This window comes from Deltaproteobacteria bacterium (assembly GCA_016210005.1).
Taxonomy (GTDB): domain Bacteria; phylum Desulfobacterota; class Binatia; order HRBIN30; family JACQVA1; genus JACQVA1.
Genome location: JACQVA010000008.1, coordinates 83,685 through 99,383, shown reverse-complemented (window position 1 = coordinate 99,383; position 15,699 = coordinate 83,685). Strand labels below are relative to the sequence as shown.

Below are 15,699 nucleotides of genomic sequence, written 5' to 3'. Positions count from 1 at the left end.
CGATCAGCGATGTCACAGGCGATAGACAAGAAGTCCATCCCCCGGCAGCCGATGCCGGAACAGGAGCCCGAAGACCGGGTCAGGAACTTCGACGAGGTGCCTTACGGCTTCACCGCCGAGCTGGCCAAGCTCGAAGCCTTGCGCTGCATCATGTGCAAGAATCCCAAGTGTGTGGCCGCCTGCCCGGTCAACATCGACATTCCCGCTTTCGTAGCGCTGATTCAGGCCGGCAAGTTCCTCGAAGCCGCGCGCAAGATCAAGCAGGACAACGCCCTGCCGGCGGTCTGCGGTCGCGTCTGCCCGCAAGAGGAGCAATGCGAAGGCGCCTGCGTCATCGGGCTCAAGCATCAGCCTGTGGCCATCGGCCGGCTCGAGCGTTTCGCCGCCGACTACGAGCGCCACCGAGCGGCGGTAACCATCCCCGAGTTGGCGCCGCCCACCGGCAAGCGGGTGGCCGTGGTCGGCGCCGGCCCGGCGGGCTTGACGGTAGCCGGCGATCTGGTGCTCAAGGGTCACCAGGTCACCGTCTTCGAAGCGTTGCAGGAGCCCGGCGGCGTGTTGATGTACGGCATTCCGGAATTCCGCTTGCCCAAAGAGATCGTGCGCGCCGAAGTCGATTACCTGAGAAAGCTCGGCGTGCAGTTCGTCATGGACTACGTCGTCGGGCGCAACAGCACCATCCGCGAGTTGCTCGACGAAGAAGGTTACCACGCGGTCTTCATCGGCACCGGCGCCGGGCTGCCCTCGTTCATGGAGATGCCGGGCGAGAATCTCATCGGCGTCTATTCCGCCAACGAGTACCTGACGCGCGCCAACCTGATGAAAGCGTACTTGTTCCCCGAGTACGACACGCCGCCGATCCGTCGCCGGCGCGTGGCGGTCATCGGCGGCGGCAATGTCGCCATGGACTCCGCACGCACCGCGCTGCGCCTGGGCGGCGACGTCACGATCGTCTACCGCCGAGCGCGCGAGCAGATGCCGGCGCGGGTCGAAGAAGTCCACCACGCCGAGCAGGAAGGTGTGAAGTTCCGGCTGCTCACCAATCCCACGCGCGTGCTCGGCGACCGGCGCCACCGGGTCACCGGCATGGAGTGCATCGAGATGGAACTCGGCGAGCCCGACGAGTCGGGACGCCGGCGCCCGGTACCGAAGAAGGGCTCCGAGTTCGTCATCGAGCTCGACACCGTCATCGTGGCAATCGGCAACAAGCCCAACCCGCTGGTGCCACGCACAACCCCGGAGTTGCAGGTCAGCAAGTGGGGCACCGTGGTTGCCGACCCCAAGACCATGCAGACCTCGATCCCGGGCGTGTTCGCCGGCGGCGACATCGTCTCCGGCGCCGCCACGGTCATCCTGGCGATGGGCCAGGGCCGCATCGCCGCCCGCTCGATGGACACTTACCTGCGCAACGGGGCCGTGGCTGAAAGCGGTTCGTGAACGGCATGAGCGCAGCCGGCAAACGACTGGCGCGCGAGCGCAAGACGATCGACGCCATGATCGCGCTCTTCTGCCGCAAGCAGCACGCCGCCAAGCGCGGGCTCTGCTCAGCGTGCTTCGCCCTGGCCGGTTACGCGCAGCAACGGCTTGACCGCTGCCCCTACGGCGAAGACAAGCCCACCTGCGCGCTGTGCCCGATCCATTGTTACCAGCCGGCGCGCCGAGAGCAGATCCGGGCGGTGATGCGCTATGCCGGCCCACGGATGTTATGGCGCCGGCCGCTGCTCGCCATTCGCCATCTGCTCGATGAGCGCAAGCCGGCCCCGGCCTCCCCGCGCCGGCGCGCCAGCTCGACTACCGCCGACGCGGGCCAGCCGTCGGTTAGTCCGTCAGGCCAACTTGTGGGTTAGGCGTATGTCGGGGTGCATCGGGGTGCGCTTACAGCCCGCCCCGGCCATGGTATCCTTGCCGCCATGGACAACCTGCCGGAACGCGAGCAGTCGCCGGCGCCGGCGGCACAGTGGGTCGAGTCATTCGAGGCGCTGATCCGGGCAGAGGGGACCGGCCCGGCGCGTTCGCTGCTGGCGCGGCTGATCGAGCTGGGCTACCAGCGCGGCATCATTGCGCCGTTTGCCGCTAATACCCCTTACGTCAACAGCATTCCCGCCGAGGACCAACCGCTCTACCCGGGCGATCGTGCCGTCGAGCGGCGCATCAAGAGCCTGCTGCGCTGGAACGCGGCGGCGATGGTGGTGCAGGCGAACAAGCACTCCGGCGGTATCGGCGGCCACATCTCCACCTACGCTTCGTTGGCTACGCTGGTCGAGGTCGGCTTTCATCACTTCTTCCGGGCTCATACCGCAGAGGCAGCGGGCGACTTCGTGTATTTCCAGGGCCACGCCGCCCCCGGCATCTACGCGCGCGCCTTCCTCGAAGGCCGGCTGTCGCAAGAGCAGTTGAGCAACTTCCGCCGCGAGCTGGTGCCCGGAGGCGGACTGTCGTCGTACCCGCATCCGTGGCTGATGCCCGAGTTCTGGGAGTGGCCGAGCGTGTCGATGGGGCTCAGCCCGATCTGCTCCATCTACCAGGCCCGCTTTGCCCGCTACCTCGCCGCACGCGGCCTCGCCGACACCAGCCGCAACCGCGTCTGGGCCTTCCTCGGCGACGGCGAAATGGACGAGCCCGAGAGCATGGGCGCCATCAACCTGGCGGCGCGCGAGCACCTCGACAATCTCACTTGGGTGATCAATTGTAACCTCCAGCGCCTCGACGGCCCGGTACGCGGCAACGGTAAGATCATCCAGGAGCTGGAAGCCGCCTTCCGCGGCGCCGGCTGGCACGTACTCAAGGTGATCTGGGGCGATGATTGGGACCCGCTGCTCGCCCGCGACCACAGCGGGCTGCTGGTGCAGCGTATGGGCGAAGTGGTTGACGGCCAATACCAGAAGTACACCGTCGAGTCGGGCGACTACATCCGGCAGCACTTCTTCGGTACCGATCCCGTGCTGCTGGCACTGGTGGCGGGCCTGACCGACGCCAAGCTGCGCCGGCTGCGCCGCGGCGGCCACGATCCCGAGAAGGTCTACGCCGCCTACGACCGCGCCGTCCACAACACCGCGGCCCCGACGGTCATCCTGGCCAAGACCATCAAGGGCTACCACCTGGGTGCGGCCGGCGAAGGCCGCAACATCTCGCATCAGGCTAAGAAGCTCGCTGAACGCGAACTGCGCGAGTTCCGCGATCGGCTCGGTATCCCGGTCAGTGATCGTGATCTGCCCGAGATGCCTTTCTACCGGCCGCCTGACGACAGCGAGGAGATTCAGTACCTGCGCGAGCGGCGGGCGGCGTTGGGCGGCGCGGTGCCGCGGCGCTTGGTGCGCTCGCAGCCGCTGGGCGCGCTGCCAGCTTCCTTCTTTGATGAGTTCCGGGACGGCAGCAAGGGCCGCGAGGTGGCGACCACGATGGTGCTGGTCACCCTGCTGCGCCACCTCATGAACCACCCGACCATCGGCCGGCTGATTGTGCCGATCGTGCCGGATGAGGCCCGCACCTTCGGCATGGACTCGCTCTTCCGCAAGTTCGGCATCTACTCGGAGCAGGGCCAGGCCTATGAGCCGGTCGACTCCGACATCGTCGCCTACTACCGCGAAGCCAAAGACGGCCAGCTGCTGATGGAGGGCATCACTGAAGCCGGGGCGATGGCCTCGTTCACCGCCGCCGGCAGCGCTTACGCCGCCCATGGCGTGAACACGATCCCGTTCTTCCTCTTCTATTCCATGTTCGGCTTCCAGCGCATCGGCGACTTGATCTGGCAGCACGCCGATGCGCGCGGCAAGGGCTTCCTCATCGGCGCCACCGCCGGCCGCACCACCTTGGCGGGCGAGGGCTTGCAGCATCAGGACGGCCATAGTCACTTGCTGTTCAGTGTGGTGCCGAGCGTGCACGCCTACGACCCGGCTTACGCTTACGAGATCGCGATGATCGTCGAGGACGGCATCCGCCGCATGTACACCGAGCGCGAGGACTGCTTTTACTATCTGACGGTCATGAACGAACCATACGTACAGCCGCCCATGCCGGAGGGGGTTGCCGAAGGCATCGTGCGCGGACTGTACAAGGTCCGGACCGCGCCCGATCCGAGCGTAGGCCCGCGTATCCATCTCTTCGGCAGCGGCGCCATCTTGAACGAGGCGCTGCGGGCGCAGACGTTGCTGGCTGAGCACAGCGTAGCGGCGGAGGTATGGAGCGTGACCAGTTACAGCGAGTTGCGGCGCGACGCGCTCAGCGCCGCCCGCCACAACATGCTGCATCCGCTGGCGCCGCCGCGCCTGCCCTACCTGAGGCAGGTGCTGGCGGAGGAGCCCTGGCCGATCGTAGCGGCCACCGATTACATGAAGATCGTCGCCGATCAGATCACGCCGTTTGCCCCGGCCGGCCTGCGCGCGCTCGGCACCGACGGCGTCGGCCGCAGCGACACTCGCGAGGCCTTGCGGCGCTTCTTCGAAGTCGATGCCGAGTTGATCTGCGTGGCGGCGCTCTACGAGCTGGCGCAGCGCGGCCAAGTTGATGCCGCCAAGGTGCAGCAGGCGCTGGCAACGCTGGCGATCGATCCCGACAAACCCGACCCCGCCCGGAGCTGATTGCGCGCCGCGGCCTGACCTCGACTGAAAAGGAGTTGGCTTGACTATCCCACCGGTACAGATCCGTGATGGCCGCGACCAAGACGGCCCCGCACTCATTGCGCTGATCGGCGCCGTGTTCAGCGAATACCCCGGCTGCGTGCTCGACGTCGATGGCGAGGTGCCGGAGTTGCGCGCGATCGCCACGGCTTTTCGCCGGGCCGGCGGCTGGGTTTGGGTGGCCGAGCAGGCGGGAACAATAGTGGGCTGCGTCGGCTTCACCCAGGCAGCCCAGCCCGGTGGGCTGGAGCTGCGCAAGCTCTACGTGGCGCGTGCAGCTCGCCGCCAGGGACTCGGCGCGCGCTTGTGCGAGTTGGTCGAGGCGGCGGCCCGTGGCCGCGGCGCGGCCTTCATCGACTTATGGACCGACACGCGCTTCGCCGACGCCCATCGCCTTTACGAGCGCCTCGGCTACCGCCGCGGCCCCACGCGCGAATTGCACGACCTCAGCGCCACCATCGAGTACTACTATCGCAAGGATCTTGAACCGCGCTGAGCCTGCCGCGTTAGAACAGCTCCAGCTGCTTGCGGCTCTGGGTGACGGTGGCGAAGTCGGTGCCCAAGCAGCGCAGGATGGCATCCGCCACCGGCTCGAGTTGGTGGGTGACGTAATGCTGATAGTCGGGCGGAGCGGTCTCTTCACCCACGGGCTCAGGGCCGTTGCGGGTCATGACGTACTCGACGATGCGGCCGCTGCCTTGGCGCTGCTTGCGGGCGGCCTTGACGTGCGCCGGAGTGGTCTTGACGTAGGCGTCGAGGTCTTTGCGCACCGCTTTCTTGTACACCAGCAGGGCATCAAACCCACCCGCGCGCAGCTCGGCGACGAACGACTTGATGAAGCTCTCCACCGGCTGGTCGTGGAATACGCGCTGGAGCAGCTCGCCTTGAAAGCGCTTGCTCACTTCGCTCCAATCGCGGCGCACCGATTCGAGGCCGATGAACTCGATCTGCTCGCGGCCGTCCTCAATCACTAAGCCGGCGTAGCGCTTCTTGCTGCCGATCTTGCCGCCGCGCACCTCGGGCAAGAAGAAGCGGCGGTAGAGCTTCTCGAACTCCAGTTCGAGGTAACTCTCGCAACCGAAGCGCTCGCGCACCGCCGCGGCGACGGCCGCGCCGATATCGGCCCGCAGCGTCTCCGCCAGCGCCAAGGCGCGCTCGGCATCGGCTTCGACCGAGTCGATGAACAGCGAGTCGGTATCACCATAGATGACCTCGTAGCCGCGGCCCCGGGCGTGATCGGCGGCCACCTTGATCAGGTATTGCCCAGCGTGCGTGATCGCGTTGGCCACCTCCGGAAAAAACAGCCGGGAGGCGCCGGAGCCGAGCACGCCATAGAGCGAGTTCATCAGAATCTTGATCGCGTTGGCCTTGACGCCGTGGCCGGAGCGCTTGGCCGCCTCGCGCTCGGCCGCCAGGCGGGCCACCAGCTCGGGCAGAATGCCGGGCAGATCGCGGCGGAAATGCGCCCGGTTGGGCGCCGCGATGTAGTCCGCGCCGGGCGCGGGCACCGGCACGTATGAGAGCGGATCGATGTTCAAGGTGCGGATGATGCTCGGGTACAGGCTTTTGAAGTCGAATACCAGGACGTTGCGGTACAGGCCGGGCTTGGACTCCATCACGTAGCCGCCGGCGATGCGGGCCGTCTTCTCCTCGGCCCCGACCGACGGTGCCACGACGCCGCGCCCGCGCAGCTCGGCCAGATAGAGCGAATCGACCGACGCGATTGCCGCACTGACGCGGTCCAGCGGCATGCCCGTGAGCACGCTGCGCTCGATCGCCAGATCGATCAAGCCGGTGCGGTCGAGGATCTCACTGACCAGCACGGCGTCTTGCAGGTTGTAATCCACCAGCCGCTGCGGATCGTGATGGTAGGCGTCTTCGATTTGCTGGTGGCGGCCGTCGCCGGCGAACAGCTTGCCTTTGCCGAGCAACGCGCGCGCTGCGGTTTCGAGCTTGTAATCGTCGAGCCGGATGAAGGCCCCGCGCATGAGCGAGAGCGCGTCGAGCACCACCCGCCCATACAACACCGCGCGCGACTCGCGGGTGAACGAGGCGTCCTTGCGCAGCTCGAACTCGTCGTTGGTGCGGCCGAGGGCGAAGTGCAGTCCGTGCCGGTGCGCGGCCCGTGCCAGCACGGCCAAGTCGAAGTCGGCGACGTTCCAACCGGTGATGACGTCGGGGTCGAGCGCGTGAACGTATTCGAGGAAGCGCCGGATGGCGGCCTTCTCCGAGTGCACCGTCTCGGCGCGTTCGCACACCTGCTGGTGCACCAGGATCACGCGGCTGAAGTCGCGGGTATGCAGCGCGATGGCGTAAACCTCATCGCCTTTGAGATCGGTCTCGATGTCGAGCGACAGCACTTTCAGTGTCGGATGCCAGCGGGCAGGGCGGAGCTCGGGATTGTGGAACACGCGGCCGAGCCGTTCGTGCGTTTGCGAGTGGCCGGCGACAGCGAAGGCGCCGCGGATGCCACGATCGATCAGATAGCGATAGGCGAAGCGGACGTCGGCTTCCCAACAAATCACCCCGCGCTCTTCCAACCGGCGGCGCAGCGGCGGCACGTCACCGGGTAGGGCCACGGTTACGCGGGCGGCGGGCTCACCGCTGAGCGTGCGCAGCGGGCTCGGCTCAACCGCCGCGCCGAGCGCGAGCGCGGCCTGAGCGTCGGCGGCGCGCACAAAGAAACAGGGCCGCGTGCGGTTGTCGATGATCAGGCAAGGCTCGCCCGATTCCAGCACGCCGTAAAGATGTACCTCCGGTACCCCCGCCACGACGCGGTAAGTAGGTGTGAGCAGAAAACCGTGCATGGTGCAGGATTATAGAGGTGGAGCCGCCACCGCGCGAGCGCGCTGCCATGCAGGGCCGCAGCAAAGCCAGCAAAGCACTTAGTGGCGCCGCCGTGCCCTGAGCGCGGACTCCGGCTCCCAGGGGACCACTCGGCGGGATTCGTACGAGTTACAGGGGACGAGCCGGCGGCACTCGTCAAAGGCCTCATTGAGCGTCGTCAAAGCTTCGTTGACCTCGGTGATCGTGGCACTGCCGCTGCCGCCGCCGAGGTAATGATTCGCGAGCTCGAGAACGCCATAAACCGTCATGCCGTCACCGACGACGCTCGGGGCCATGACCCATGGGCCGCTACGGCTGCTGGCGACATCCAATTCATCGTCGCCGGTGCCGAGCAAGCGGTCTGGCCCGGCGCTCAGTGCCTGCGTGCAGAACGGCTCGGCCGTCAAGAACAGAGAGCCGAAGCCAGCGAAGGACCCCCCGCTGTCGGAGAGATAAACGGCCAGTGTAAGTGCGAGCGCCTGACCGCTGAGCACGCCGCCGCCATCGTCGACAACCTGGAACGGTACAACGAAGTGACGATCACCGCTGTTGAGCAGGTGGGGCGTGCCGCCCGTTGGCAGGTAAGCGATCAGCGCCGCCTGTGTGTAAACGGTCGTTGCCCGTCCCGGCTCACCGATAGTGGCGGGCAGAATTGCGGGGTTGCGAGTGACGAAGCCGGCGGTTCCGTTAGCGATGCCGCCGGGGGCGCCCCAGCCGCCCTGCGTCAAGGTGCAAAACTCGGCACCCAGTGCCGGTGTTGGCGTCGGTGTGGGCGATGGGGTCGGCGTTGCCTTTGGCGTGGAGGTTGGGCGGCTGGTCTTGGTGGCCGTTGGAGTTGCGCTCGGAGTGCGCGTCGGGGTTGCAGTGGCCGTGGGTAGTGGCGGGGTTGGTGTCTTGGTCGGCCGCAGCGTCTTGGTCGGTGATGGCGTGGGCGGTTCGTCATCGCAATGGCCCGGTCCGATCACGCCGTTGTTGTAGCCGTCGAGAACAGCCGCCAGGGCGATGCCGTAGGCGCGGTCCGCATCGGACGGGTTGCTGCCGAGAGGATGCGCGGCCAGCCAGGTGTCGGCGCTGGCAATGGCATCGGCGACGGCAGCACCATTGGCGCCGTTCAGGACATTGAGTTTGGCGGCAATGAGCTGGTGGGCAAGGATGTACGTCGCGTCACCACCGGTTGGTGTCTGCAGGATGAAGATGGCTTCGGCTTTGGTGTAGGCCACACCGCCAATCGTGATGCTGTCGACTGGCCAGGCCTCGGGATGATTCTTCCAGTATCCAACAGTGTAAGTGCAGCCGTGGTCCGGGGCGGTTGCAGTTGGCGTCGGCGATGCGGTCTGAGTGGCGGTAGCCGTTGCTGTGTCGGTGGCGGTCGAAGTCGGCGTCAGCGTCGGCGTGTGAGTCGGGGTCGAAGTCGGCGTCTCGCTTGGCGTTGCCGTCGGTGTGTCAGTAGGCGTGTTGGTGGGCGTCGAAGTCGGCGTCAGCGTCGGCGTGTGAGTCGGGGTCAGAGTCGGCGTTTCACTTGGCGTTGCCGTTGGCGTGTCAGTAGGCGTGTTGGTGGGCGTCGAAGTCGGCGTCAGCGTCGGCGTGTGAGTCGGGGTCAAAGTCGGCGTCTCGCTCGGAGTTGCCGTTGGCGTGTGGGTCGGCGTGTCAGTCGGCGTGTTGGTGGGGGTGTCGAAAACCACCGGCTCGGTGGGCTCCTCTTCCGGTGTTGGCGTGAGGGTCGGGGTTGGGGTGAAGTCGCCAGATGTTTCGATCAGATCGATGCGAAGGTCGGCGGCTTTGTTGGGATCGATGGTTATGCGGATGCTGAAGACGCTGCTCAGGTTCACGCCGGAGAAGTCGGAGAGCGGAAAGTAGATGGCGCGCGGGCCGCTAACCGTGAAGCTCTGCAGCGACGAAGCGCTGCGACCGGCGGAGTCGACGAGGAAAACCCTCACCGTGTACGGGACAGAGGCGGCATCAGCGCCACAGACTACGATGCTGATGCCGGTCGTCAGGGCCAGATTTGCAGCCAAGCCGGCACCGCCGGCGTCGTACAACACCTCGACACGGCCATTGGCGCCGACGGTGGAAGCATAGTCGAGCAGGTTCGCCGTAGTAGATACCCCAACGATCACAGAGTCGGCTTTCGAGGCGATCCTGGTAGCCGCCACCGTGATCCGGCGCACGCCGCCGATCACGCCCGCGACACCGGGATCGGTCGCGGTGGTGCTGCCTACGCTGGCCTGCACGATACCAGGCGGCAGCCCGGTAGTATCAGCGCTGGAAAAGTCATCGATGGTCAACGCGCCGACGCTCGCACTGATGGCGGCAAGCAACGCGGGTACGGCTAGGAGGTACGCGAACCTGAGGTGGGTTCGTGGAGACCGCCGCGCGCTATGTACTGATCGAGTCACGGCACTCTCCCTGTTGCGCGATTTGCCCTAAGGGCTGGTGGCTCCTCCTGCCAGAGTCTGGATGCCCTTCAATTGCAGGTCACCGGCTTCGCCCGGATCGACGACGATGGTGAGGCTGCGAATACGCCCGAGATCAAGCGAGCGCAGGTTGCTGAGGCGAAATTCGATCCGGTGGGGGCCGGCTCGAGTTACGGTCTGGGTGGCACTGGTCGAGCGCCCCTCCCCGTCGGCAAGCACCAGCGTCACGGTGTAGGGGACCGCCGCCGCGTCGGCGTCGGCCACTTCGACAGCAAGACCCCGCTCTGCGCGCCAATTGGTATTAAGGCCGCGGCCGTTGGCGTCGTAGTTCAGCTCGACGCGGCCGTCGGCGCCTTCGGTGCTGGCGTAGTTCAACCTGCCGGCTTCCGGAACGACGCCACTGGAGACTGCATCATGTGCTGCAATCCTCAATCGCGCCGCCGCAACACCCAAGCGCCGCCCGCCCCCGAGCACGCCGGCGAGGGCCGAGTCGCCCGCGACGCGCTTGCCCACCGCCCGCTGCGTCAGGCCGGGCGCGGTCGCCACACCGCTGCGGAAATCGTCAATCACGAGCGCACCCGCGGGCGGCAGCCCCAGGCCGCCGAGCACAAGCGTTGCGAGTGCGCACAGCGTTTTGGGTAGATTCGGCATAACCCAACTTCTCCTGGCCACTTAGGCAGCATTAACCAAGCCATCGCCAGGCCGACATACCGCATCCGCGTGATTAGACTAATGCCGCTAGTTTCAAATTCGGCACTGACTCTGCTGGATCATCTGATACGTTAACGTTTCACTTGGTTTAACGGTGGGATAGCGCTCAGTTGCTCGTCGCTCCCGGCAGCTGCTGGCGGCGGTAGGTGGACAACCAGTTGTTAGAGATAGGAAGAAACTCTTACCCGTAGGAGAGCGCTGCGAGCGCACGCATGCCACATGGCATGTCATGCGCCATGTGGCCACACCAATCCGCTGGTACACCAAAATCGCGCGGTGGTCGCGACGCTAGAGCAGAGCGAGTTGGGCGAGTTTCTCTTTGGTCGGCCGGCCTTCGGGGTCCCAGCCGCGCTGTTGGTAATACTCTTCGAGCATCGGCTGCAACGGCACGGTATGTCCCTGGGCCGCGCCCTCGGTCAGCGGTTCCTCCAACATCCGCGGCGGCAGCGAGTCGTCCTTGCGGCTCAAGCCCGCCTTGTTGTTGAACAGGCGCTCGAGATTCCAAATGCGCTCGCCGATCAGCTGCATCTCCTGCTCGCCGATGTCGAACCCGGTGGCGTCGTTGACCATGGCGGCGAGCGACTCGGGCCCCATCGCCATGGTGGAAAAGATACAGACGCCGCTGGCGTCAACGAACGAGGTCTGGTTCTGCAGGATGCACATCCAGAAGGCCTTCTCGTTGGCGGTGAACGGATCGAGCTTTACCGGGTTGCCGAAGTGCTCCAAGGAAATGCTGTAACCGCGCAGGTGACAGGCGCCGCGGTTCGAGGTGGCGTAGCCCAGCCCCATTCCCAGCGCACCGCGCGGGTCGTAAGCGGCGAAGGCCTGCTTCTTCGACCCGATGAACAGTTCGGGATGCCCGTAGCGCTGCGCCACGCGATAGCCGCCGTCGGCGAGCAGGTGGCCGAAGCCGATACGGTGTGCCATCGCCTCGGTCAGCTCGATCAGGGCCGTGGCGTCACCGAACCTGAGCGGCCGTCCGATGTCCTTCTCCGGGATGTAACCCTTCTCGGCCAACTCCATCGCCGTCGCGATGGCGCAACCCGCCTCGATGGTATCCATGCCGAGTTCGTTGCACAGGTAGTTGGCCTTGATGATCGCCGCCAGATTATCCACCCCACAGGTGGTGCCGAGACCGAAGAGGGTTTCGTACTCCGGACCCTCGCCGTGACCGTCGAGCTTGCCGTGGCCAGTGATCTTGGTGACGCGGCCGCAGCTGATGGTACAGCTGTGGCAGCCGCGGGTACGCGTCAAGAAGTCCGTTTTCACCCGCTCGCCGTTGATCTTGTCGGCGCCGGCGAAGCGGCCCTTCTGGAAGTTGAACGTTGGCAGGATGCCGACCATGTTCATGTAGCCGATGGTGCCGGCAGTTCCCATCGTGTTGAGCCCGGTGCTCAGCGGTGAATGGGCGATGTTGCTGACGGCGGTGCGGGCGGCGCCCAGGAATTGCGGCGCTCTGACCATGCGCACGCCCTTGGTCCCGTAAGCCACCACCGCCTTAAGCTTCTTCGCGCCCATGACGGCACCTACGCCTGAGCGGCCAGCGGCGCGGCCCTTGTCGTTCATGACGCAGGCGACAAGCGCGAGATTCTCGCCCGCGGGTCCGATTGAAGCCACCCGCGCGTCGGGGTGGGTGGCCCCGAGCAGCAGATCTTCGGTCTCGTTGACCGGCTTACCCCACAGGTGCTGGGCGCTGCGGATCTCCACGGTGCCGTCGTTGATCCAGAGATAGACCGGCTCCTTGGCCGCTCCTTCGACCATGAGGAAATCGTAGCCGCAGTAACGCAACGCCGGCCCGAAATAGCCGCCGGAATTAGAGCAAGCGATGGCCCCGGTCAGCGGCGACTTGGTGACCACCGCGTAACGGCCACCGGTGGGCGCCAACGTGCCGGTCAGCGGTCCGGTGGCGAAGATCAGCGGGTTGCCCGCAGCGAGCGCATCGGCGCTCGGGTCCATATTATCCGCCAACAGCTTGCTGGCGAGGCCGCGCCCGCCGACGAACTGCCGCCACAAACTTTCCGCAATCGGCTCTCGGCTGATCTTGCCGCTGCTCAAGTCTACCCGCAGGAGTGTGCCAGTCATGAAGAAACCTCCCATCCAAACACCCGCGTGACCACCGACTCCAGCCCGAAGGAGTGTGTCGTGGAAACATTTTCCGTCTACCACTTGGTCGCTACAGCGACAAGCCGATGGCGAGCACCGCCAGGGCGCGGGTTTGTGCGGCCCCGGCCGCCGCGGTTGCTGTCGCCGCCGGGCCTCGATATTGTGCCGCGCCGAATGGAGATCTTGCTCGCCAACCACAGCAGTTACCCGCGCATCGGCAACAGCGCGCATCAGCAGCGCCTGCGCCGGGCCCAGGCGGCGCACGAACGCGGTGAGATCGACGACGCGGCGCTGGTGGTGGTCGAACGCTCCGTCATCGCCGAGGTCGTGGCTGAGCAGGCCGCCACGGGGATCGACCTGGTCACCGACGGGCAGGTGCGGTGGCCCGATCCAGTCTCGCACCTGATGGCGCCGCTGCCAGGTGTGCGCCTCAACGGACTGCTGCGTTTCTTTGACACTAACTTCTACTATCGCCAGCCGGTGATCACCGGCCGGCTCGCACGTCACTGCGCCGGCTTGGCCGCCGACTTCCGGCACGCGTGTTCAGCCAGTTCACGGCCGCTCAAACCGGTGCTTACTGGGCCTTACACCCTGGCTCGGCTCTCGGTCATCGCCACCGACGCGTACGCGCATTTCCAAGACCTCGCCGTGGATTTGAGCACCATCATTGCCGCCGAGGTGCGCGAGTTGGCGGAACAAGGTGCGGCCGTGATTCAGATCGATGAGCCCGCTATCTGCATGGGCCACGCGGACGACATCCGGCTCCTGCGCCAACTGTTCGAGCCGATCTACGAGGCGCGCGGCGAGGCCCAGATAGCTATCGCAACTTACTTCGCCGACGCCGACCCGTTCTATCCCCAGCTCAATTCGGTGGCCGCCGACATCGTCGCTCTCGATCTGAGCACTACCACCGCCCTGGATCAAACCATCGCCAGCGCCGGTGCGGCCAAGATACTCGCGCTCGGCGTCGTCGACGGGCGTGACAGCCGGCTTGAAGACCCACAGGCGGTGGCCCGCCGCCTCGAGCGGCTCTTGCGCCGCTACACGATCGAGGCCGTGTACCTGCAACCGTCGTGCGGCTTGGAGTTCTTGCCGCGCGACCGTGCCCGGGCCAAGCTGGAACGCTTGGTCGCCATCCGCGCGGCCCTGTGCCCGGAGCACGCATGAGCCGCGCCACGTTACAGCGGCTTGGCATCGAGCTGCCGCTCCTGCCCACGGCCACGGTGGGCAGCTTGCCCAAGCCGCCGGCGCTGGTGGCAGCGCGGGCGCAGTTCGCACGCGGGGCCTTGTCCCAGCGCGAGCTGGACGAGCTGGCCGCCGAGGCGGTCCTCTACTGGCTCGAACGCCAGGAGCAGTTGGGCCTCGACGTGTTGGTCGATGGCGAGATGTATCGCGGCGATATGGTCGGCTACTTCGCCAACGCGCTCGACGGCATGGAGTTGGGCGGCTTGGTGCGCTCCTATGGCAACCGCTACTACCACAAGCCCGTGATCACCGGCCCAGTGCGGTGGCAGCAGCCCATCACCGTGGGCTGGTGGCAATTCGCGCAGCGACACAGCAAGCGTCCGGTCAAGGCGATCGTCACCGGGCCATACACGATGATGGATTGGTCATTCAACGAACACTACCCCGATCGCCGCGCGGCCTGTCTGGCGCTGGCGGCCGAGATCCGCAAGGAAGTGGCGGCGCTGGTGCATGCGGGCGCCCGCATCGTGCAAATTGATGAGCCCGCCCTCTCTGCGCGCCCACCCGAGCTGCCGTTGGCGATCGCAGCCAATCGCCTGGTCACCGACGGCTTGGATGCATACTTCATCACCCACGCGTGCTACGGTGCCTTCGACACGATCTACCCGGGCATGCTCGCTCTACCGACTGAAAACCTCGATTTTGCGAGCTCGCAAAGCGCCGTCGATTGGCGGGCGCTTTTTCAGCGCCCGCGCGTTACCAAGGACCTCTCTCTGGGCGTGCTCGATGTGCACTCGCGCGTGATCGAGGGTAGTGACGAGGTGCACGCACGCATCGAGCGCGCCCGCCCGCTGGTGAACGCGCAGGCGTTGTGGGTCACTCCCGACTGCGGCTTGAAGACCCGCACGGCGGCCGAAGCCAACGCGAAACTGAGCGTTATGGTCGAAGCCACGGCCAAGGCGCGGGCGACGCTGCCGGACCCGGCACCATGAATCGCAGCGAGCTCTTGCAGTTGTTCGAACAGCTGGCCGTGCACGGCAACCACGTCGTGGTGCACTCTTCCCTGTCGGCCTTCGGTGAAGTCGACGGCGGCGCCCGGGCCGTGTGCGATGCGCTCATCGACGCCATTGCCAACGGCACGATCTTGATGCCCGCGTTCACCTACGCCGAAACCTTGATCGGCTTGCGCGCCGGCCGCACCGTGGCGTTTCACCCCGACCTGCCGGTAAGCCGCGAGATCGGCCGGGTGGCGGAAGCCTTCCGGCGCATGCCGGGGGTCCTGCGCAGCAATCATCCGACGCATTCCTTCGCTGCTTACGGGCGACATGCCCGCGACCTACTCTCGACCCAACGCGACAACAACGTGTTCGGGCCGATCAAGAAACTCAACATCGCCCAAGGGCACGTCTTGTTGCTCGGCACCGGGCTCCATTCCGTTACTGCCATTCACCTGGCCGAAGAACAGATGCAGATGCCCTACCTCGAACGCCGCTCGGCCATCCGGCTCAACGCCGCCGGCTATGAGGAACGGGTGGTGCTGGAAAACGTGCCCGGTTGCAGTGCCGCCTTCGATCGGCTCGAAGAGCGCCTCGACCCGAAGAAGGTCGCCAGCATAGCGCTGGCGCGCAGTAGCGCGCGCAAACTGCCGGTGCGCTATCTGGTCAACCTCGCCACCCAAGCGTTGGAAGAAGACCCCGCCTTCTTCGTGTGCGAGCGGCCTGATTGCAGCAGTTGCATCGCCAAGCGCGAAGCGCTCGCGGGTCGCGGCGCTGCCAGCCGTTGAGCTGCGCCGCGTCTGCCCCCTGACGCGGGAGCAGCCTTGTGCCGTAGCCAAACCCGGCTTG

11 protein-coding genes are annotated in these 15,699 nt (G+C 66.1%); 7 read left to right on the top strand and 4 right to left on the bottom strand.

What is annotated here, in order from left to right:
• The first annotated feature begins 9 nt into the window (after window positions 1–9).
• The 4 genes from gltA (at window position 10) to HY699_01385 (ending at window position 5,112) form a co-directional block, all read left to right on the top strand.
• Window positions 10–1,437: an NADPH-dependent glutamate synthase gene (gltA, locus tag HY699_01400; GenBank protein MBI4514458.1), complete on the top strand. Its 1,428-nt coding sequence runs from the start codon at window positions 10–12 to the stop codon at window positions 1,435–1,437.
• A 5-nt stretch (window positions 1,438–1,442) separates the two neighbouring features.
• Window positions 1,443–1,847 carry a nitrous oxide-stimulated promoter family protein gene (locus tag HY699_01395; GenBank protein ID MBI4514457.1) on the top strand — a complete coding sequence of 135 codons (405 nt, stop codon included), beginning with the start codon at window positions 1,443–1,445 and terminating at the stop codon, window positions 1,845–1,847.
• Between the two features lie 63 nt (window positions 1,848–1,910).
• Window positions 1,911–4,577 (top strand): pyruvate dehydrogenase (acetyl-transferring), homodimeric type, encoded by a 2,667-nt coding sequence (aceE, locus tag HY699_01390; GenBank protein ID MBI4514456.1) that lies wholly within the window; start codon window positions 1,911–1,913, stop codon window positions 4,575–4,577.
• Between the two features lie 46 nt (window positions 4,578–4,623).
• The gene (locus HY699_01385) at window positions 4,624–5,112 is read left to right on the top strand and encodes a GNAT family N-acetyltransferase (protein ID MBI4514455.1); all 489 of its coding nucleotides are present in this window, start codon (window positions 4,624–4,626) and stop codon (window positions 5,110–5,112) included.
• Window positions 5,113–5,122: 10 nt separating this feature from the next.
• On the opposite strand, the gene HY699_01380 is transcribed toward HY699_01385, so the two are convergent.
• The 4 genes from HY699_01380 to HY699_01365 form a co-directional block, all read right to left on the bottom strand.
• The gene (locus tag HY699_01380; protein MBI4514454.1) at window positions 5,123–7,423 is read right to left on the bottom strand and encodes a DNA polymerase II; all 2,301 of its coding nucleotides are present in this window, start codon (window positions 7,421–7,423) and stop codon (window positions 5,123–5,125) included.
• 78 nt (window positions 7,424–7,501) lie between these two features.
• The gene (locus tag HY699_01375) at window positions 7,502–9,838 is read right to left on the bottom strand and encodes a hypothetical protein (GenBank protein MBI4514453.1); all 2,337 of its coding nucleotides are present in this window, start codon (window positions 9,836–9,838) and stop codon (window positions 7,502–7,504) included.
• Window positions 9,839–9,865: 27 nt separating this feature from the next.
• Complete coding sequence (locus HY699_01370; protein ID MBI4514452.1) at window positions 9,866–10,465, bottom strand: hypothetical protein; 600 nt, start codon at window positions 10,463–10,465, stop codon at window positions 9,866–9,868.
• 390 nt (window positions 10,466–10,855) lie between these two features.
• Window positions 10,856–12,664: an aldehyde ferredoxin oxidoreductase family protein gene (locus tag HY699_01365; GenBank protein MBI4514451.1), complete on the bottom strand. Its 1,809-nt coding sequence runs from the start codon at window positions 12,662–12,664 to the stop codon at window positions 10,856–10,858.
• A gap of 45 nt (window positions 12,665–12,709) precedes the next feature.
• Between HY699_01365 and HY699_01360 the strand changes: the two genes are divergently transcribed.
• The 3 genes from HY699_01360 to HY699_01350 are packed head-to-tail and all read left to right on the top strand — an operon-like array spanning window position 12,710 to window position 15,638.
• Window positions 12,710–13,837 carry a hypothetical protein gene (locus tag HY699_01360; GenBank protein MBI4514450.1) on the top strand — a complete coding sequence of 376 codons (1,128 nt, stop codon included), beginning with the start codon at window positions 12,710–12,712 and terminating at the stop codon, window positions 13,835–13,837.
• Window positions 13,834–14,847, top strand: coding sequence for a methionine synthase (locus HY699_01355; protein ID MBI4514449.1), 1,014 nt, complete (start codon window positions 13,834–13,836; stop codon window positions 14,845–14,847). Before HY699_01360 ends, HY699_01355 begins: the two co-directional genes overlap by 4 nt.
• Window positions 14,844–15,638 carry an AAC(3) family N-acetyltransferase gene (locus tag HY699_01350; protein ID MBI4514448.1) on the top strand — a complete coding sequence of 265 codons (795 nt, stop codon included), beginning with the start codon at window positions 14,844–14,846 and terminating at the stop codon, window positions 15,636–15,638. Before HY699_01355 ends, HY699_01350 begins: the two co-directional genes overlap by 4 nt.
• Window positions 15,639–15,699 lie beyond the last annotated feature (61 nt).